The sequence below is a fragment of the Streptomyces noursei genome, assembly GCF_001646665.1.
Classification (GTDB): Bacteria; Actinomycetota; Actinomycetes; order Streptomycetales; family Streptomycetaceae; genus Streptomyces; species Streptomyces lavendulocolor.
This window is the reverse complement of sequence record NZ_LWBU01000363.1, coordinates 110,522-129,149: the sequence shown is the minus strand read 5'-3', so window position 1 is coordinate 129,149 and position 18,628 is coordinate 110,522. Positions and strand designations below refer to the sequence as shown.

The following is an 18,628-nucleotide window of genomic DNA, read 5'->3' as shown; positions in this document are numbered from 1 at the left end:
GGCCGCCGCCCGCACGGCCGGGTCACCGCCCGGCCCCCCCGGCCCGTACCGCGGAAACCCGGCGGCGCCGGGACCCGCGGCGGGCACACTGGGCGGATGAAGATCAGCATCAGGGAAGCCACCTCCGCCGACTGGCCGGCGATATGGCCGTTCTTCCGCACCATCGTCGCCGCCGGCGAGACCTTCACCTTCCCGCTCGACCTGGGGGAGGAGGACGGCCGCGGCTGGTGGCTGCTGCGGGCGCCCGACCGCACGGTCGTCGCGGTCGACGAGGAGACCGGCACGGTCCTCGGCACCGCCAAGATGAACCGCAACCAGGCCGGCAACGGCGCCCACGTCGCCAGCGCCAGCTACATGGTCGACCCGGCCCACGGCGGGCGGGGCGTGGGACGGGCGCTCGTCGAGCACAGCCTGGATTGGGCGCGCGAACAGGGCTTCCGGGGCATGCAGTTCAACGCGGTCGTCGAGACCAACGTCCACGCGGTACGGCTCTACGAGCGGCTCGGGTTCCGCGTGGTCGGCACGGTCCCGGAGGCGTTCCACCACCCCGCGGAGGGGTACGTGGGGCTGCACGTCATGCACCGCCCCCTCTGAGGCCGGGCGCCCGTCACGCCTGTGCGGCCGCGGCCAGGCCCCCCAGCAGCAGCGCGGTGAAGCGCCGGACCCACTCCGCGTCGACCGGTTCGGCGCTCACCAGCGCCCGGTGCACCACCGCGCCGGCGATCACGTCGAAGATCAGGTCGTCGGTGCCGGTGGCCGACGCCGGGCTGTCGGGCAGTTCGCCCCGGGCCTGGGCCCGCTGCCGTCCGGCGAGCACCAGTCGCTTCTGGCGCTCCACGATGGAGGTGCGGATCCGCTCGCGCAGCGGCTCGTCGCGGGTGGACTCGGCGATGACGGCCATCAGCGCCGTCTTGGTCTCCGGCCGCTCCAGCAGGGCCGCGAACTGCACCACCACGCCCTCGATGTCGGCCAGCAGGCTGCCGCGGTCGGGCAGTTCCAGCTCGTCGAAGAGGACGGCGACGGCATCCACGACGAGCTCGTTCTTGCCCGCCCAGCGCCGGTAGAGGGTCGTCTTGGCGACCCCCGCCCGGCCGGCGACGTCGCCCATCGTCAGCTTGGACCAGCCCAGCTCGACCAGTGCGGCGCGGGTCGCCTCCAGTATCGCGGCGTCGGCCGCCGCCGACCGGGGGCGACCGCCGGTGCGACTCGGGGAACGGCTGGAGCTTCTGCACATGACGCCCGACCATACCGGCGAGTACGCCGGTTGTTACCGGCCCGTACGTGTGAGGCACTTCACCGGGGGGTCCGGCTCCCGCGGGTTCTGAATCGGGGTTACGCTACGACTCGTAGCGAAAGGCTTTGAGCGGCCCGTAGCGACAACCACAGGCGCCGGGGTGGGGACCCGGGCGCCGACGACAGGCACCGGGTGGGGACCCGGAGCCGAAAACACCGCTGGACCGCGTACGTCCGTACGCCCCGCACACCGGCGGGGGGCGCGCGGACGGTCGCGGTTCGGCCATGGCTTAACGGTTACGCGCGCGGAAGGGGGAGGATGTACCCATGCAGCCTAGGAACATGTCCATGAGCGGCGTCGTCGACCTCGCCGCGGTGAAGGCGGCCGGAGAGGCCAAGGCGAAGGCGGAGCAGGCGCGCGCCCAGGCCGCCCGGCAGGGCGGCGGCGGAGCCGTGCCCCCGTCCGCCCTGGTGATCGACGTCGACGAGGCGGGGTTCGAGCGCGACATCCTCCAGCGCTCCACCGAGGTCCCGGTCGTCATCGACTTCTGGGCCGAGTGGTGCGAGCCGTGCAAGCAGCTCGGTCCGCTGCTGGAGCGGCTGGCCGCCGAGTACAACGGCCGGTTCGTTCTCGCCAAGATCGACGTCGACGCCAACCAGATGTTGATGCAGCAGTTCGGGATCCAGGGGATCCCGGCCGTTTTCGCGGTCGTCGCCGGTCAGGCGCTGCCGCTGTTCCAGGGGGCGGCGCCCGAGGCGCAGATCCGCCAGACCCTGGACGAGCTGATCCGGGTCGGTGAGGAGCGCTTCGGCCTCACCGGCATCACGGTCGACGCCGACGCGGCCGGTGGCGCCGCGGCCCCCGCGCAGCCGGCCGGTCCGTACGACGCGCTGCTGGAGGCGGCGGTGCGGGCGCTGGACGCCAACGACTTCGGCGGTGCGATCCAGGCGTACAGGAACGTGCTGGTGGACGACCCCGGCAACACGGAGGCCAAGCTGGGCCTCGCCCAGGCCGAGCTGCTCTCCCGGGTGCAGGGCATGGACCCGCAGACGGTCCGCAAGAACGCCGCGGACGACCCGGCCGACGTGCCGGCCCAGCTCGCCGCCGCCGACCTGGACCTGGTGGGCGGCCACGTCGAGGACGCCTTCGGCCGGCTCGTCGACACCGTGCGCCGTACCGCGGGAGACGACCGGGACACGGCGCGGGTGCGGCTGCTGGAGCTGTTCGAGGTGATCGGCCCGGACGACCCGCGCGTCGTCAAGGCCCGTTCGGCGCTCGCCAGGGTGCTCTTCTGACGCACTGACAGCTCGCCGGGACACCGGCGATTTGGCGACACAGTGACAAAAGGCGGTCGCGCTTTACCAAAACTTGGTAATCGCGGCCGCCTGTTACTTGCAGTAAATCAACACCCTCTTTATGTCCGGCTTTTGCCGATGAAATCATCTTCTGTCGAACCCGTGGGTAGCACCCTGTGTGCCCGGGCGACATCACCCCGTCGTGGCGTGGTTATCCACCCGTTACTAGCCAGTAACGAACCCCCTTGTGTCGGCGCCGTGAATGGACCACGATCGGCCACGCTCGGTCCAATCCCGTACCAGCCCGGCAACCAGCCGCGCTCACGGGGTCGGGTCCCCACCGAGCGGGCCGACGGCACAGCCGCCGGCTCCGGACAGGGGGGTTCCTGCCCATCCCGGCAGGGCCTGTCCAAGCAGGGTTGCGCGAAGGCGTGGCCAGTGGTTGTCGCTCGGGGGTGATCGCCGGTGATTCGGACGCGGCTCGCGCCTGATCTACGGGCGCTCTCCTTCCCGAGGACGTAGCACTTCTCCCATCCCAGGACGGGCCCACGGCCCTTCCGGAGATGTACGTCCGAGAAGGAGGAATTCATGAAGTCTCAGGTTCGCGGTGGGACCAGATGGAAGCGGTTCGCCGTCGTCATGGTGCCGAGCGTGGCCGCGACGGCCGCGATAGGCATCGGCCTGGCACAGGGAGCGCTGGCGGCGTCGTTCAGCATCTCCGGCCAGGAGTTCAAGGTTAAGGCGAAGAGCCTCGAGGGCAACGACTTCGTCCAGTACGGCAGCATCGTCAAGGGCAAGGACCTCGAGGGCAAGGGCTTCTGGGAGCCCGTCGGCGTCTCCGGCTTCAGCGAGGCCTGGATCACCGACATGTGCCAGTCGGTCGTCACGCCGGTCCCGTTCCTCGGCAACGTCAGCCTCGAGCTGCGCGCGGGCACGGACCCGGCCGCGGCGAAGGACAAGAACAAGCGCGTCTACGCCAAGGACATCTACCTCGATGTCTCGCAGCTCGAGGCCGACGCCGAGTTCGGCAACATCGACATCGGTGTGGCCGCGGGTTCGCTGAAGAACCCGGGCATCCAGCCCAACACCGAGGCCAACCCGTACGGCTTCTCGCAGCGGGCGAAGACCGCGAAGCTCGACAACGTCGAGCAGAAGGCGTGGGCGACCACGGCGGGCACCTTCCGGCTGCCCGACCTCAGCCTGAAGCTGCACAAGGGCACCAAGGAGTGCTTCTAGGGTCAGGGGCTCTCGTCCGGAGCCGGCCGGGGCGGTGAGTGACGCCCGGGGCCGTGCCCCGCACGGCGGAGCGGGCAGCCGCCGCGGAACACCGGCGACCGGCGGCGACGCCGATAGGTGCGGTGTCCGGGCGTCACAGCCCAGCAGGATCCGGACGAGATGCCCTGGTGCTCACCGGGCGGGTGGTGCCGTGCGTGCCATGGCTCCGCCCGTTCGGGTCCTTGACGTGATTTTTCACCACTTTTCTTAGCAACACCGCTTCCAGGGAGCTGTTTTCCATGAGCGCCGAGTCCACTGGTTCCCGCGGATTCACCTACTGGCGGCTGCGCTTCCGTGCGTGGCGGGGCAACCGGCCTTTCTGGGGCGGGTTGCTCACCATGATCGGTGGCGTACCGATCGCCTATCTGCCCTACGCCGACATGCGGCTCGGCAACATGACGATCGCCATGTCCACCACCGCCGGCGCGGGCTCCCTGATCATCGGCGTCCTGCTGATCACGCTCGGCCTGACCATGTGGTTCCACGCCGTCGTGCGGGTGTTCGCCGGTGTCGCCGCCATCGTCCTGGCACTCGTGTCCCTGCCGGTGGCCAACATCGGCGGCTTCCTGGTCGGCTTCCTGTGCGCCCTGATAGGCGGTGCCCTGTCCGCCTCCTGGGCGCCCGGCGAACCGGTCAAGGACGAGGCGGCCCACGAAACCGCGCTGCCGGAAGGCGGCGAAGGAGTCCCCGCGCCCACCGGCGAGCGGCCCGGCGAACGTGCCGACGAACTCTCGGCCGTGACTCCGCAGAACAACGCGACCGACAGCACGATCGACGCCAACGGCGGGAGGAACAGTGCGGGGTGACGACATACAGCCCGCGACGAGAAAAGGGCCGCGCCACGCGGCACCCAAGAAGTCGCTGCTGACCAAGCTCCAGGCGCCGGCCGGCAGGGCGATAGCCCTGGCCGCCATGCCCACCGCCGTACTCGTCGGCCTCGGCATGACCCCCAAACTGGCGGTCGCGGACGAGAAGGACATCCCCTTCGCGCCCGGCCCGTGCGTGACGCGGTCGGACGAGCCGGCCGAGTCCGAGAAGCCGGCGGCGTCCCCGTCCCCGACCCCCGAACCGTCGCAGAGCGCGAGCGCGACCCCCGGGGCGGACGAGGATAAGGAGCCGGCACCCGGCGCCAGCCCGTCCGCGAGCGCGACGGAGGAGGAGGCCACCACCGAGCCCAAGGCCGGTACCACCGAGCCGCCCGCCGCGACGAGCCCGGCGCCCTCCGCGACACCCACCCCGAGTGCCACGCCCTCCGTGACACCCGAACCGACGGAGACCAGGAACCCGCTGGACCCGCTGGGCATCGGCGACGCGATCAAGGACGTCTTCGACGGCCCGGACGAGGCGGAGCCGACGGCCACCCCGTCGACGAGCGCGCCCACCACGGCGGCCCCGTCCACCCCGCCGCCGGCGGAGGAACCCTCCACCGAGCCGACGACCCAGCCGTCGGCCAAGCCCGCGCCGCAGCCCGCCGACAAGGCCGACGAGGCCGTCGACAAGGCCAAGGAAGCGATCAAGGACGCCGCCGACAAGGCGGGCGCCAAGGTCGAGGAGCTCCCGGAGGACGTCAAGGGCCTCGATCCCAAGAAGGACGAGGACATCCCGGACGGCGCCAAGCCGCGCTTCCCGTGCCCGACCGCCGACCCCGAGGCGCTCGCCGCCGCGGAGCTGGAGCCCGGCATCCCGCTGCTCCCGGACGAGCCGTGGAAGCTGGAGAGCACGCTCCTCACCCTGCGCGGCCTGGACTACCACGGCATCGTCGAGGTGAAGACCGGAAGCGGCAAGATCAAGAAGGTCCTCAAGTTCACCGCGAGCGAGGTCGACATCAAGGACCTCCACCAGATCACGGAGCACTCCGAGGGCTACCAGGGCCACGTGAAGTCCCGCCCCGGCTCCACGTCCACCATCACGGGCGGCACGGTGACGATGTACACGGAGGAGCTGAAGGGCAACCTCTTCGGCATCATCCCGATCACCTTCAGCCCCGAGAGCCCGCCGCCGCTGAACGTCCCGTACGCGTTCTTCACCGACGTGAAGGTGACCCAGGCCGGCCAGTTCGGCGGCACCCTGGCGGTGCCGGGCCTGAACAACTTCGTCGAAGCCGGCTGACGCACGACCTTTCCGGGAGCCGCACGACCCGACGGCCTCCCGCCTCCTCCGAGGCGGGAGGCCGTCGGGCTTTCCCGCGGTGGGCCGCACCCCCGTCGAGGGAGGGTGCGGCCCGGCCGCCCGGCAGGGGCGCGGTCAGCCGAGTGCTTCGGTGGCCGTCCGCCGGATGCGCTTGGTGCGGCCCGAGGCGGCGACGGCACGGAGCACCGCCGCGTCCCGGACCTCGCCGGCGACGCGGAGCTGGAGCCAGTCGCTCCAGCCGGCGATCAACTCCGGGACGCGGTCCGGCGCGAGTGCTCCGGTACGGAGGTCCTCCAGGGCCGCCAGTTCCCGCGCCCGGCGTTCGCTGAACCCGCGCACCACCGGCGGGAGCACGCGGACCCAGGTGTCCCGCTCCGCGCGGGGCAGCCGTTCCAGGACCTCGCCGACGACGCCCGAGGCGAGCGCGCCGTCCGGTTCGGCGGTGACGGCGGCGAGCAGGGCGGGCCGTGCCGCGGCGGATCCGAGCGCGGCCCGGTACAACTCCCAGCGGGCGTGCCCGTCGGAGGCATCGGTCAGGGACCTGCCGAGCCGCTCCTCCAGTTCCTTCAGAGCCTGGCGCAGCGCGGGAGGCGGCGGCTCAGCACCCGCCATTGGCCTTGAACCTTTCCATGGCGACTCGGATGTTCTCCCTGATGGTACGCAGGTTGTTGTCGACCACGGCCTTCTGGAGGCGGGACAGCTCGCCGTCACCCGCCAGCGGCTTTCCGTTCTGGCCGATCCGCACTTCCTTGCCCTTGCCCTTGACGTGCGCGTGCGGCGGGGCGTGATCGTTGGAGTAGATCTGAACGGTGACGCCGCCCTCGTTGACGATCGTGCCCACGCCCGGGTAGTCGGCGGACGCGGCCGCGCGCACCGTGCCGGCCCCGGCGGGGACGGCGAGCGAGGCGGTGCGTACCGCCGCGGCCTTGGGCTTCACCGGGCACGCGCGGCCCTTGCCCTGCTTGGCGTCGTCAATGATCTTGCGGAACTTGTCCAGCGTCCGCTTGGCCTTGACGGAGTTCTCCAGGAAGCCGCCGATGCCGCTCGCGACCCGGACGACCGCCTTGCCGACCGACCACGCCTTCGCGACGGGCACGGCCTTGGCCAGCGTCCACAGGCAGCTCTCGATGTCGAACTCGCCGAAGCAGCGCTCCAGGTCGCGGTAGCCGATCTCCTCGAGGAGGATCTCGCCGCCGTTGGCCTTCAGCCAGTCGAGGATGCCCTGGCCCGCCAGTGCCTTGGCGGCACGGAAGTCCGCGACGCACTCCTCGCCGCACTCGCGCCGCAGCAACTCCTCCTCGTCGACGGTGAGGTCCGCCCCGGCGTCGGTGCCATTGGCCTCCAGACGCTCCTTGACGGCCTGCCGCTCGCGTTCGCGCTCCTCCGCCTCGGCCCGGTCGGCGGCCTTGTCGGCCTCCGTGGCGTCCTCGACCGCGCGGGTCGCCGCGCCCTCGGCCGCGGTGGCGTCCGTCTCCGCCTGGGTGGCGGTCGCCCGGGCGCTGCCGGCGTCCTTCTCCGCAGCCGTGGCACTGGCCCGGGCGCCGGCCGCGTCACGTTCGGCGTCGGTGGCCTCCCGGTCGGCCGCGGCGGCCTCCGACTCGGCGTCGTTCGCGGCGAACGAGGCGTACATGGCGTCGGTGCCGGCCTCGGCGTCGTACCGCTGGGCGTTGGCGTCGGCCTTCTTGGCGGCTTCCGCCGCCTTCGAGGCCTCCGCCGCGGACGCGCGGGCCGCGGCGGCCGACACGAGTGCCCTGGCCGCGTCCGCGGCGGCGGCGGACGCCGCCTGAGCCGCGATCTTGGCATCGCCGGCGGCCTTGTCGGCCAGCGCCTTCGCCTCGGCGGCCGCCTTGGCGGCCTCGTCGGCCTTCGCCTGCGCGGCGGCGGCCTGCTGGTCGGCCATGGTCTTGGAGGTCTGTCCGACCAGCACCGCGAAGGCGGCGGACGTGTCGGTCTCGCGGTACGGACCGCCGACGGTGACGGCCTGGCTGGCGGCGGCGGTCACGGCCTTGGCCGCGTCCCGGGCGCCGGCGGCCGCCTGTCCGGCGGCGTAGGCGAAGCCGGCGGTCTTGGCCGCCCACGCCGCGGTCTTGGCGGCCTCGGCCTTCGCCGCGGTCGCCTCCTGGCGGGCCTTGACGGCTGCGGCCTGGGCCTTCTTGGCCTCCGCCTCGGCGTTGCGGGCGTTGGTCCTGGCGGCGTCGGCCGCGTCGATGGCCTCGGCTGCCGCGGCGTGCGCGGTGGCCGCCGCGGCGCTCGTGGTCAGGTACGCCGACCAGGCGGCGTCGGCCGCTGCCCGGGATCGCGACGCCGCGGCGTGCGCCCGGGTGGCGGCTGCGCGGGCGTTCACCGCGGCCGCGGAGGCGTCGTCGGCGGCGGCACGAGCGCGGCCGGCGGCGCCGGTGGCGTCGTTGGCGGCGGCACGGGCAGCGGTCGCGGCCTGCCGGGCCTCGCCGGCACTGCTGGTGCCTTCGGCTGCCGCGGCGGCGGCTTCGAGGGCCGAGGCCCGCGAGGCCTTCGCGTCCTTGTTGCGCTCGGCGGCCTCGGCGTTCGACCGGGCGAGGGCGGCCCTCGCCTCGGCGGCCTCGGCGGCCTCACGCTTCTCTGCGGCGGTGGCGCCGGCCGTCTCGGCGGAACCGCGGGCCCGTCCGGCCGCCTCGCGCTCGGTCTGCGCGCGCTGCGCGGCGGCGGCGGCCTTCTGCCGCTCAGAGGTGGCATTGGCGTGCTCGCGGGCGGCGTTCGCCTTCTCGGCCTCCGCGATGGCGCGCTGCCTCTTCGCCTCGGCGGCGCCGGCCTTCGCGGTGCGCTCCGCGGCCTCGGCCGTGGCCTGTGCGTTCTTGGCCTTGGTGGCGTTGGCGGCGGCTTCCTTGGCCTGGGCGTCGGCGGCCGTGGCCGCGGCCTTCGCCTGGGCGGCGGCCTCCTGGGCGGCGGCCCTGCGGAACTCGGTGTTCAGCGCGTGAGCCTGCGTCTGGCTCAGGGCGTAGAGCGCGTTGCTGTCCGCGACGGTGGCCTTCGCCGCGTTGGACGCGGTCAGGGCCGTCTTGGCGGCGGCCTGGGCCGCGGCGTACGACGCCTTCGCGACCTGCACGGACTGCTGCGCGTACATCAGGCCGCGGCCGCGCGGCAGCTTGGCCTGGTCGGCGATCGCCCACGCGGCGGTCTGCTGGGCGTCGGCCTTCTCCGCCGCCGTCTTCGCGCGGGACACCGCGGCGTTCGCCACCCCCACCTGGGCGGCGGCCGCGGCCTTGGCGGCGTTCAGGTCGGCGGTCGCCTTGGTGAAGGCGGCCGGCTTGGGGTAGTCGAGGGCGCCCTTGTGGGCGGCCCAGTACTTCTGCCAGAAGAGGATCTGGTCGGCCTGCCAGGCCTGCCTTATCGACTCGATCATGGCGTCCGTGGCGGTGCGCAGCTCCTTGGCGGCGGCCGCCTCGGCGGTGACGATCTCCTTGCGCTGCGCGGCCTGGGCGGTGTACTCGGCCTCCCACTCCAGGTGGGCCTGGAGCACCACGCCGGACAGGGCGCGGTAGTGGTCGATCGGGTTGGCGCTGTCGCAGCCGGCCCAGGCGAGCTTCAGCGTCTCCACCTCGGAGCGGAATTCCGCGGAGTCCGGCTCGGGCGCCTTCGTCGGGAAGCCGCCGAAGCGGAGGAAGGTGGCGACGTCGTTGGCGGAGCCGGGCTGTTCGTTCGGGAGGCCGAACAGCTCGTTGCCCGCGACGGGCTTGTACGCCGTCGCCCAGGAGTCGTCGGGCGTCGACAGGGCGTCGAACACCTGCCGTGCCTTGTCCAGCGAGGCCTTGCCGGGCCGGGGAGTGGGGTCGACGAACGACTTGGCGTACAGCTCGCGCTGGGTCCGCAGCGTGAACGAGAGGATGTCCGCGCCGAACTCCGGCGCGTGGTAGTCGCGGCCCTCGAAGCTGTTGGTCGAGGCGTACGGCTTGTTGGTCTCGTTCAGCTTGGCCTGGCGGGCCCGGTACGCGTCGGCGTAGGCGCCGCCGGCGTCGACGTCCTTCTGCTGGGCCAGGATGCCCGGTTCGTAGTTCCAGTACATCGCGGCCTGGCGCAGGGTCTCCGGCGGCCCGTTGAGGTCGCTGTTGGCCCTGGCCTTCATCTCCGGGCCGCCGAAGTGGACGACGCGGGAGACCTGGCAGCGGTCGGCGCGCTCCCGTGCGCCGAGGCTGATGCGCAGGGTGCGCTCGTAGGGGTTCGCCGGGTTGTCGCCGGGCTCGTCCGCGGCCGCGGGGACGGCCGTCACCAGACCGCCCAGGAGGGCGGCCGTCGTCGCCAGGACGATGCCTGACGTCATCCTCTTCACCGGTCCGGCGCGTCTGCCGCGCCGCCTGCCGGGCGGGGGAACTGTTCGCACTTCGCAGCCTGTCTGCTCGACTTACGGGTCAGCCCAGGAGGAAGTACGCAAAGGGGCCCCTGTCCAAGGGCGTTGGGGCATGCCGCACGGATGCGTGGTGGTCGTACCGGAAGGTGCCGCTGGTCGGTGCGGCGACTTGGATGCGTGCGTGGTCGGCGCACGGTTCCCCCGCCTTCCCCCCGAAGGCCCGGCGATCATCGCATGCCGGTCGCCGCCGGGGGAAGGGCGAATTCACCGCCGGTACGCGCGTGGGCCGCACCCTCCGGTGACGGACGGTGCGGCCCATGTGCGGTGCGGTTCCGGGGAGTCGCGCCTCCGGTCGGGGGGAGGCGGCGGCCGGCCGGGCCGCGGAGGGGTCAGGAGGCGGACTGGCCGCCCAGGTGGTGGACGCGGACCATGTTGGTGGTGCCGGGGACGCCGGGGGGCGAGCCGGCGGTGATGATCATGGTGTCGCCGGCGTTGTAGCGCTGGAGCTTCAGGAGCTCGGCGTCGACGAGGTCGACCATCGCGTCGGTGTTGTCGACGTGGGGGACCACGAAGGACTCGACGCCCCAGCTCAGGGCGAGCTGGTTGCGGGTGGAGACCTCGGTGGTGAAGGCGAGGATCGGCTGCTGTGCCCGGTAGCGGGAGAGGCGGCGCGCGGTGTCGCCGGACTTGGTGAAGGCGATCAGGGCCTTGCCGTCCAGGAAGTCCGCGATCTCGGCGGCCGCGCGGGCGACCGAGCCGCCCTGGGTGCGGGGCTTCTTGCCGGGGACCAGGGGCTGAAGGCCCTTGGAGAGGAGCTCCTCCTCCGCCGCGGTGACGATCTTCGACATCGTCTTGACGGTCTCGATCGGGTAGGCGCCGACCGAGGACTCGGCGGACAGCATGACCGCGTCCGCGCCGTCCAGGATCGCGTTGGCGACGTCGGACGCCTCCGCGCGGGTCGGACGCGAGTTGGTGATCATGGACTCCATCATCTGGGTCGCCACGATCACCGGCTTGGCGTTGCGGCGGCACATCTCGATGAGACGCTTCTGCACCATGGGCACCCGCTCCAGCGGGTACTCCACGGCCAGGTCGCCGCGGGCCACCATCACGCCGTCGAACGCCATCACGACGTCCTGCATGTTCTCGACGGCCTGCGGCTTCTCCACCTTGGCGATGACCGGCACCCGGCGGCCGACCTCGTCCATCACCTTGTGGACGTCCTTGACGTCGTCGGCGTCCCGCACGAAGGACAGGGCGACCAGGTCGCAGCCCATCCGCAGCGCGAACCGCAGGTCCTCGACGTCCTTCTCGGACAGGGCCGGGACGTTGACGGCGGCACCGGGCAGGTTGATGCCCTTGTGGTCGGAGATGACCCCGCCCTCGACGACGATCGACTTGACGCGCCGGCCGTCGACCTCGATGACGCGCAGCTCGACGTTGCCGTCGTTGATCAGGATCTGGTCGCCCTTGGAGACGTCGCCGGGCAGGCCCTTGTAGGTGGTGCCGCAGATGGACTTGTCACCGGGGACGTCCTCGGTGGTGATGGTGAACTCGTCGCCGCGGACCAGTTCGACCGGTCCTTCGGCGAACGTCTCCAGGCGGATCTTGGGGCCCTGGAGGTCGGCGAGGACCCCCACGGCGCGGCCGGTGTCCTCGGCGGCCTGGCGGAGACGGTGGTACCGCTCCTCGTGCTCAGCGTGGGATCCGTGGCTCATGTTGAAGCGGGCCACGTTCATACCGGCCTCGATGAGAGCTTTCAGCTGCTCGTACGAGTCGACGGCGGGGCCCAGTGTGCAGACGATTTTGGAACGGCGCATAAGGCGGATCCTATCGGTTTGTTTCACTGCGGAATATTCCGTCTGGTGGAATGTACAAATGGGCGGACCGGCGCTCAATCGTGGGACTCAATGAGCCGCGGAAGTGACCAGTGAGTAGGTTTGCCGCGCGATTTCCAGCTCCTCGTCCGTCGGCACCACCGCGACCGCCACCCTCGCGTACTCGGGCGAGATCAGCCGCGGCTCCGCCGAGCGCACCGCGTTGAGACCCGCGTCCACCGCCAGGCCCAGATCCTCCAGGCCCGCCACGGCAGCCTCCCGCACCGGGGCCGCGTTCTCACCCACCCCCGCCGTGAAGGCCACCGCGTCCACCCGGCCGAGCACCGCGTAATACGCGCCGATGTACTTCTTCAGCCGGTGGATGTAAATGTCGAACGCGAGCTGCGCCCGCTCGTCGCCCTCGTCGATCCGCCGACGGATCTCCCGCATGTCATTGTCGCCGCAAAGCCCCACCAATCCGCTCTTCTTGTTCAGCAGGACATCGATCTCATCGGTCGACATTCCGGCCACCCGCTCCAGGTGGAAAACGACCGCCGGATCGATGTCGCCCGAGCGGGTACCCATCACGAGCCCTTCCAAGGGGGTCAGGCCCATCGAGGTGTCCACGCACCGGCCCCCCGCCACCGCCGACGCCGAGGCGCCGTTGCCCAGGTGCAGCACGATCACGTTCACCTCGGCCGGGTCCTTGCCCAGCAGCCCCGCCACCCGCCGGGAGACGTACGCGTGCGAGGTGCCGTGGAAGCCGTACCGGCGGATGCGGTGCGCGTCCGCGGTCTCGACGTCGATCGCGTACCGCGCCGCGTGCTCCGGCATCGAGGTGTGGAACGCCGTGTCGAAGACCGCCACCTGGGGGAGGTCCGGGCGCAGCGCGCGGGCGGTGCGGATGCCGGTGACGTTCGCCGGGTTGTGCAGGGGCGCGACCGGGATCAGGCGCTCGATCTCGGCGAGGACCTCGTCGGTGACGACCGTGGGCTCGGAGAACCTGAGGCCGCCGTGCACCACCCGGTGCCCGATCGCTGCCAGGTCGGGCGAGTCCAGGCCCAGCCCGTCCGCCGCCAGCTCCTCGGCGACCGCCTTCAGGGCCGCCTCGTGGTCGGGGACGGCGGCCGTGCGCTCGCGCCCGGCGGCGGAACCGTCACCGGTCAGCGGGGTGTGGACCAGGCGGGAGGTCTCCTCGCCGATGCGCTCCACGAGGCCGACCGCCAGGCGCGCGCCGTCGCTCATGTCGAGGAGCTGGTACTTCACCGACGAGGAGCCGGAGTTGAGGACGAGGACCCGGGTCGGGTTGCTCATGGGTTCGGTGCCTTCTGCCGTGCGGGCGGTCATGCGGACGCGGTGGGCTGGGACTGGATCGCGGTGATCGCGACGGTGTTCACGATGTCGCTGACGAGCGCGCCCCGCGACAGGTCGTTGACCGGCTTGCGCAGGCCCTGGAGGACCGGGCCCACCGCCACGGCCCCGGCGGAGCGCTGCACGGCCTTGTACGTGTTGTTGCCGGTGTTGAGGTCCGGGAAGATCAGGACCGTCGCCTGCCCGGCGACCTCCGAGCCCGGCAGCTTGGTCGCCGCGACGGACGGCTCGACGGCCGCGTCGTACTGGATCGGGCCCTCGATCTTCAGCTCCGGGTGCGCCTCGCGCACCAGCTTCGTCGCCTCGCGCACCTTGTCGACGTCCGCGCCGGAGCCCGAGGTGCCCGTCGAGTACGAGAGCATCGCGATCCGCGGCTCCACGCCGAACCGGGCGGCCGTGGCGGCCGACTGGACGGCGATGTCGGCGAGCTGCTCGGCGTTCGGGTCCGGGTTGACCGCGCAGTCGCCGTACACCAGGACCCGGTCGGCCAGGCACATGAAGAAGACGGAGGAGACGATCGAGGCCTCCGGCTTCGTCTTGATGATCTCGAACGCCGGCCGGATGGTCGCCGCCGTCGAGTGCACCGAGCCCGACACCATGCCGTCGGCCAGGCCCTCCTGCACCATCAGCGTGCCGAAGTAGTTGACGTCCGACACCACGTCGTGCGCCAGCTCCACGCTGACGCCCTTGTGGGCACGCAGCTCGGCGTACCGCTCGGCGAAGCGCTGGCGCAGCTCGCTGCCGGCCGGGTCGATCAGCTGCGTGTCCTTCAGGTCGATCCCGAGGTCGGCCGCCTTCTTCCGGATGACCTCGACATCGCCCAGCAGCGTGAGGTCGCAAACGTCGCGGCGTACGAGGACGTCGGCGGCGCGCAGCACGCGCTCCTCCGTGCCCTCCGGCAGCACCACGCGCCGCCGGTCCGCCCGCGCCTGCTCCAGCAGGTCGTGCTCGAACATCATGGGCGTGACCCGCCCGGTGCGGGCCACCGAGATCCGCTTCAGCAGGTCGGCGGTGTCCACGTACCGCTCGAACAGCCCGAGCGCGGTCTCCGCCTTGCGCGGCGTCGCCGCGTTCAGCTTGCCCTCCAGCGAGAACAGCTCGGCGGCCGTGGGGAAGCTGTTGCCGCTCACCGAGACCACCGGCGTGCCGGGCGCGAGCCGGCCGGCCAGGGTGAGGATCTCCTCGCTCGGACGCTCGTTCAGCGTCAGCAGGACGCCCGCGATGGGCGGCGTCCCGGCCGAGTGCGCGGCCAGCGCGCCCACCACCAGGTCGGCCCGGTCGCCGGGGGTGACCACCAGGCAGCCGGGGGTCAGCGCCGGCAGGAAGTTGGGCAGCATCGCACCGCCGAAGACGAAGTCCAGCGCGTCGCGCGCCAGCCCGGAGTCGTCGCCCAGCACCACCTCGGCGCCGAGCGCCTGGGTGATCTGCGCGACCGTCGGCGCGGACAGCGCCGGCTCGTCGGGGATCACGTAGCAGGGGACGGGCAGCCGGGCCGCCAGACGCTCGGAGATGACCTCGCGGTCCTCCGGCGCCACCCGGTTGGCCACCATGGCGAGGACGTCGCAGCCGAGGCTCTCGTACGCCCGGAACGCGTTGCGCGTCTCGGCGCGGACGGACTCGGCGGGCTGGCCCTTGCCGCCGACCACGGATATGACCGAGGCGCCGAACTCGTTGGCGAGCCGGGCGTTCAGGGCCAGCTCCTCCGGCAGCTGCGTGGCGTGGAAGTCCGTGCCGAGCACCAGCACGACCTCGTAGTCCCGCGCGACCCGGTGGAACCTCTCGACCAGCTGCGCGACCAGCTCGTCCGTGCCCTTCTCGGCCTGGAGGGCCGCCGCCTCCTGGTAGTCCATGCCGTACACGGTCGCCGGATCCTGGGACAGCCGGTACCGCACCCGCAGCAGGTCGAAGAGGCGGTCGGGGCCGTCGTGCACCAGTGGCCGGAACACCCCCACGCGGTCCACTTGGCGGGTCAGGAGCTCCATGACTCCCAGCTCCACGACCTGCCGGCCGTCCCCGCGGTCGATCCCGGTCACGTACACGCTGCGCGCCACGCAAGCTCTCCTGTCGAAGGTAGAAGGTCGTCGTCGAACAAGGGTGTGAACAAAAATCCCTGCAAGGGTGGCAATACCCTCTTGACAATACCTCTGCCGCTGGTTAAGGCGCCCGCCGGGCGTCTGGTCTGCGGGGACGGGGGAACCCGGGTGCGGAAGGGTGTTCGGCGCGGGCGGTGTGAGCGCGGGCGGGACGCCCGCCGTGGGACAATTCGGTAAGGCTCACCCGTACCACTACTGAGCAGGAGACACGGCACGATGCGCATCGGAGTTCTCACCGCAGGCGGCGACTGTCCCGGCCTGAACGCAGTGATCCGGTCGGTCGTGCACCGTGCCATGACCGGTCACGGCGACGAGGTGATCGGCTTCGAGGACGGGTTCAAGGGGCTGCTCGACGGCCACTACCGCCCGCTGGACCTCAACGCGGTCAGCGGCATCCTCGCCCGTGGCGGCACCATCCTCGGCTCGGCCCGCCTGGAGCGGGCGCGGCTGCGGGAGGCCGCCGAGAACTGCGACGAGCTCCAGAAGCGGTACGGCATCGACGTCCTCATCCCGATCGGCGGCGAGGGCACGCTGACCGCCGCCCGGATGCTGTCGGACGCCGGGATGCCGGTGGTCGGCGTACCGAAGACGATCGACAACGACATCTCCTCCACCGACCGCACCTTCGGCTTCGACACGGCGGTGATGGTGGCGACGGAGGCCATAGACCGTCTCAAGACCACCGCCGAGTCCCACCAGCGGGTGATGGTCGTGGAGGTGATGGGCCGGCACGCCGGCTGGATCGCCCTGGAGTCCGGCATGGCGGGCGGCGCGCACGGCATCTGCCTGCCCGAGCGGCCCTTCGAGGTCGACGACCTGGTGAAGATGGTCGAGGAGCGGTTCGCGCGCGGCAAGAAGTTCGCCGTCATCTGCGTCGCCGAGGGCGCGCACCCGGCGGAGGGCTCGATGGAGTACGCCAAGGGCGCCATCGACCAGTTCGGCCACGAGCGCTTCGAGGGCATCGGCAACCGGCTCGCCGTCGAGCTGGAGCGGCGCCTCGGCAAGGAGGCCCGGCCGGTCATCCTCGGCCACGTCCAGCGGGGCGGCGTCCCCACCGCGTACGACCGCGTCCTCGCGACCCGGTTCGGCTGGCACGCCGTCGAGGCGGCGCACCGCAAGGAGTTCGGCAACATGACGGCGCTGCGCGGGACCGACGTGGTGATGGTGCCGCTCGCGGAGGCCGTCACCCAGCTCAAGACGGTGCCGCCGAACCGGATGTACGAGGCCGAGTCGGTCTTCTGACGCCCCCTGTCGCCCTCTGCCCGCCCTTCCGTCCCGTCCCGTCCGGCCTTCCCGCTCCCTTCCGGCTCCGCCCGCTCGTCCCGCTCGTCTCCGCCTCCTCCGGTCGTTTCCGCACCCCTCGTCCCGAACGGCCCTGATCGCCCTCCCGTGACGATCAAGGCCGTTTCCGGCTCTTGAGGCGGCCGGTGGATTCGACCAGGCTTACGCCCGTCCGGGACATGCCCGGTACGCGTCCGCGCGCGGGGCGCCGGAAGGTGACGGACCGGGAGCGGAGGACGGGGCATGCGGGGAGGGGGAGACGCGGCCGGCCGCCCGGAGCGGGCGCCCGGCCCCCGCGAGAGCCCGGGCGTCGCCGCGCCCGGCGGCGTCCCGGAACCCGGGGACGTCCCCGCGCCCGGCGGCGCCTTGTCGCCCTCCTGGCCGGGTTCCGTGCGGGACCGCGCGCCCGCGGGGCACGGAACACCCGCGGGACCCGCCGCGCCCGCCGCGTCCCGGTGGTGCCGGCTGGCCGTCCTCGTGCCGGCCGTCGCGGCGCTGGTGGTCGCCGCCTTCACGGTGGTGTCCTTCCTGCGGGGCGGCGACGCCGGGCACCGGGCGGAGACCGCCGCGGTGACCGCGCCGGCGGCCGGGCCCGTCCAGGTGCGGGCCGTGCACTCCGGGCTGTGCCTCGGCGATCGGCCGGGGCGGCGCGGCGGCCCGGTGTACCAGGCGCCGTGCGCCGGGACGGCCGTACCGCGCCACTCCCTCGTACCGCTGGACGGCGGGCTGTGGGCGCTCCGCTCGGACCGCCCCGGCTCCGCGCCCGGCTGCCCCGGTGCCCCCGCCGGGGCCGTCGAGCGGGACGGCACGCCCCTGACTGACCTGGCCTGCGGCGAGCGGGGCGCGGATCCGGCGTACCGCATCGAGGCCCCCACCGGCACGGCGCCCACCGGCGCGGCGCCCGGCTACCGCATCCGGTCGGCCCGCTCGGGGCTGTGCCTGGAGGTACGGGACGGCGCGGCCGGGCCGTGGACGGAGGTCGTGCACCGGGCGTGCGACGACGCGGGCGCGGGGCAGCTGTTCAGCTTCGACCGGCGGCGGGGGTGACCCGTCAGGCGCGGGCCAGCTCCCAGAAGTGGTCCACCACGCGCGCCAGGTACTCCCGGCCCGCCTCGCCGCCGCTGTCGCCGGTCACGTCCGAGCCCCAGCTGTTCGTCGCCACCATCCGCGACTGGTAGTCGGCGTACAGCTGCTGGAGCACGTTCTCCAGGTGGCCGCGGTCCATCGGCAGCAGCTTCGCCGCCGGTTTGACGTACGCCTGCCAGCGGGTCGTCGCCGCACTGCGCAGCAGGTCGGCCAGCTCCTCGTCCCGGCCGGTCGCGGTGATCAGCTCGCGCGGGCCGAGGGACAGCGCCTGGGCGAGTGCGGCGGTCTGGCGCTCGTTGCCGCGCCAGCGGCCCGACTCCTCCATGCGCAGGTACGCCTTGGGGTCGAGCCCCACGCGGCGGGCCAGGTCCTCGGGCGCGATGGCCCGCGCCAGACGGTGCTCGCGCAGCGTCGTGGCGGTGGCCAGCAGTTCGCCGGGCGAGCACCACAGGACGCCGGCGAGGGCGGTGAGCTCGCGCGCGTCGGGGGCGGCCATGCCGCGCTCCCAGGCGATGACCGTCTCGGGCGGTACGCCGAGGCCGTACTGGGCGCGCAGGCCGTAGGCGACGTGCGCCGGCGCCATTCCCAGCGCCTCACGCAGTCGGCGCGCGGCGAGGGCGTTGAACGGTGGGGACGGGGGAGAGGGGTGCACGCCGCACACCGTAGGAGCAGAGGGTCACTTCTGGCTACGGTCGGTTCACCCAAGGCCAAATGTCGTAGGAACG

Annotated in this window: 14 protein-coding genes; 7 read left to right on the top strand and 7 right to left on the bottom strand. The window is 72.5% G+C overall.

All coding sequences use genetic code 11. The annotated features are described in order from the left end of the window. The first annotated feature begins 102 nt into the window (after nucleotides 1-102). Nucleotides 103-594 carry a GNAT family N-acetyltransferase gene (locus tag A4V12_RS25700; protein WP_064071901.1) on the top strand — a complete coding sequence of 164 codons (492 nt, stop codon included), beginning with the start codon at nucleotides 103-105 and terminating at the stop codon, nucleotides 592-594. A 13-nt stretch (nucleotides 595-607) separates the two neighbouring features. Here the strand turns inward: A4V12_RS25700 and A4V12_RS25695 are convergent, their stop codons facing one another. Then, nucleotides 608-1,234 carry a TetR/AcrR family transcriptional regulator gene (locus tag A4V12_RS25695; protein ID WP_064071787.1) on the bottom strand — a complete coding sequence of 209 codons (627 nt, stop codon included), beginning with the start codon at nucleotides 1,232-1,234 and terminating at the stop codon, nucleotides 608-610. Nucleotides 1,235-1,560: 326 nt separating this feature from the next. On the opposite strand from A4V12_RS25695, the gene A4V12_RS25690 reads away from it, so the two are divergent. From A4V12_RS25690 to A4V12_RS25675, 4 genes are all read left to right on the top strand, one after another. Beyond that, nucleotides 1,561-2,529 carry a tetratricopeptide repeat protein gene (locus A4V12_RS25690; RefSeq protein ID WP_064071786.1) on the top strand — a complete coding sequence of 323 codons (969 nt, stop codon included), beginning with the start codon at nucleotides 1,561-1,563 and terminating at the stop codon, nucleotides 2,527-2,529. Between the two features lie 588 nt (nucleotides 2,530-3,117). After that, nucleotides 3,118-3,765 (top strand): DUF6230 family protein, encoded by a 648-nt coding sequence (locus A4V12_RS25685; RefSeq protein ID WP_064071785.1) that lies wholly within the window; start codon nucleotides 3,118-3,120, stop codon nucleotides 3,763-3,765. Between the two features lie 278 nt (nucleotides 3,766-4,043). After that, on the top strand, nucleotides 4,044-4,610 hold the full coding sequence (locus A4V12_RS25680) for a DUF6114 domain-containing protein (RefSeq protein WP_064071784.1): 567 nt from the start codon (nucleotides 4,044-4,046) through the stop codon (nucleotides 4,608-4,610). Then, nucleotides 4,600-5,913, top strand: a complete 1,314-nt coding sequence (locus A4V12_RS25675; protein WP_064071783.1) for a hypothetical protein — start codon at nucleotides 4,600-4,602, stop codon at nucleotides 5,911-5,913. Before A4V12_RS25680 ends, A4V12_RS25675 begins: the two co-directional genes overlap by 11 nt. A 135-nt stretch (nucleotides 5,914-6,048) precedes the next feature. On the opposite strand, the gene A4V12_RS25670 is transcribed toward A4V12_RS25675, so the two are convergent. The 5 genes from A4V12_RS25670 to pta form a co-directional block, all read right to left on the bottom strand. Further along, nucleotides 6,049-6,546: a hypothetical protein gene (locus A4V12_RS25670; protein WP_064071782.1), complete on the bottom strand. Its 498-nt coding sequence runs from the start codon at nucleotides 6,544-6,546 to the stop codon at nucleotides 6,049-6,051. Beyond that, complete coding sequence (locus tag A4V12_RS25665; protein WP_064071781.1) at nucleotides 6,533-10,228, bottom strand: DUF4160 domain-containing protein; 3,696 nt, start codon at nucleotides 10,226-10,228, stop codon at nucleotides 6,533-6,535. Before A4V12_RS25665 ends, A4V12_RS25670 begins: the two co-directional genes overlap by 14 nt. A gap of 416 nt (nucleotides 10,229-10,644) precedes the next feature. Further along, nucleotides 10,645-12,075: a pyruvate kinase gene (gene pyk, locus A4V12_RS25660; protein WP_064071780.1), complete on the bottom strand. Its 1,431-nt coding sequence runs from the start codon at nucleotides 12,073-12,075 to the stop codon at nucleotides 10,645-10,647. Nucleotides 12,076-12,162: 87 nt separating this feature from the next. Then, nucleotides 12,163-13,386, bottom strand: coding sequence for an acetate kinase (locus A4V12_RS25655; RefSeq protein WP_064071779.1), 1,224 nt, complete (start codon nucleotides 13,384-13,386; stop codon nucleotides 12,163-12,165). Between the two features lie 29 nt (nucleotides 13,387-13,415). Then, nucleotides 13,416-15,494: a phosphate acetyltransferase gene (gene pta, locus A4V12_RS25650; RefSeq protein WP_064071778.1), complete on the bottom strand. Its 2,079-nt coding sequence runs from the start codon at nucleotides 15,492-15,494 to the stop codon at nucleotides 13,416-13,418. A 258-nt stretch (nucleotides 15,495-15,752) separates the two neighbouring features. Here pta and A4V12_RS25645 point away from each other — a divergent pair, with 258 nt between their 5' ends. Then, entirely contained in the window at nucleotides 15,753-16,778 is a 1,026-nt protein-coding gene (locus A4V12_RS25645; protein WP_064071777.1) for an ATP-dependent 6-phosphofructokinase, read from the top strand. Nucleotides 16,779-17,060: 282 nt separating this feature from the next. Then, complete coding sequence (locus A4V12_RS25640) at nucleotides 17,061-17,864, top strand: RICIN domain-containing protein (RefSeq protein ID WP_064071776.1); 804 nt, start codon at nucleotides 17,061-17,063, stop codon at nucleotides 17,862-17,864. 4 nt (nucleotides 17,865-17,868) lie between these two features. Here the strand turns inward: A4V12_RS25640 and A4V12_RS25635 are convergent, their stop codons facing one another. Continuing rightward, a complete protein-coding gene (locus A4V12_RS25635) occupies nucleotides 17,869-18,555 on the bottom strand; it encodes a helix-turn-helix domain-containing protein (protein WP_079137340.1) in 687 nt (228 codons plus the stop codon). Nucleotides 18,556-18,628 lie beyond the last annotated feature (73 nt).

Coding starts and splice junctions, on each gene's coding strand:
- A4V12_RS25695 (WP_064071787.1), bottom strand. CDS start 1,234: ATGTGCAGAAGCTCCAGCCGTTCCCCGAGTCGCACCGGCGGTCGCCCC.
- A4V12_RS25690 (WP_064071786.1), top strand. CDS start 1,561: ATGCAGCCTAGGAACATGTCCATGAGCGGCGTCGTCGACCTCGCCGCG.
- A4V12_RS25685 (WP_064071785.1), top strand. CDS start 3,118: ATGAAGTCTCAGGTTCGCGGTGGGACCAGATGGAAGCGGTTCGCCGTC.
- A4V12_RS25680 (WP_064071784.1), top strand. CDS start 4,044: ATGAGCGCCGAGTCCACTGGTTCCCGCGGATTCACCTACTGGCGGCTG.
- A4V12_RS25670 (WP_064071782.1), bottom strand. CDS start 6,546: ATGGCGGGTGCTGAGCCGCCGCCTCCCGCGCTGCGCCAGGCTCTGAAG.
- A4V12_RS25665 (WP_064071781.1), bottom strand. CDS start 10,228: ATGACGTCAGGCATCGTCCTGGCGACGACGGCCGCCCTCCTGGGCGGT.
- pyk (WP_064071780.1), bottom strand. CDS start 12,075: ATGCGCCGTTCCAAAATCGTCTGCACACTGGGCCCCGCCGTCGACTCG.
- A4V12_RS25655 (WP_064071779.1), bottom strand. CDS start 13,386: ATGAGCAACCCGACCCGGGTCCTCGTCCTCAACTCCGGCTCCTCGTCG.
- A4V12_RS25645 (WP_064071777.1), top strand. CDS start 15,753: ATGCGCATCGGAGTTCTCACCGCAGGCGGCGACTGTCCCGGCCTGAAC.
- A4V12_RS25640 (WP_064071776.1), top strand. CDS start 17,061: ATGCGGGGAGGGGGAGACGCGGCCGGCCGCCCGGAGCGGGCGCCCGGC.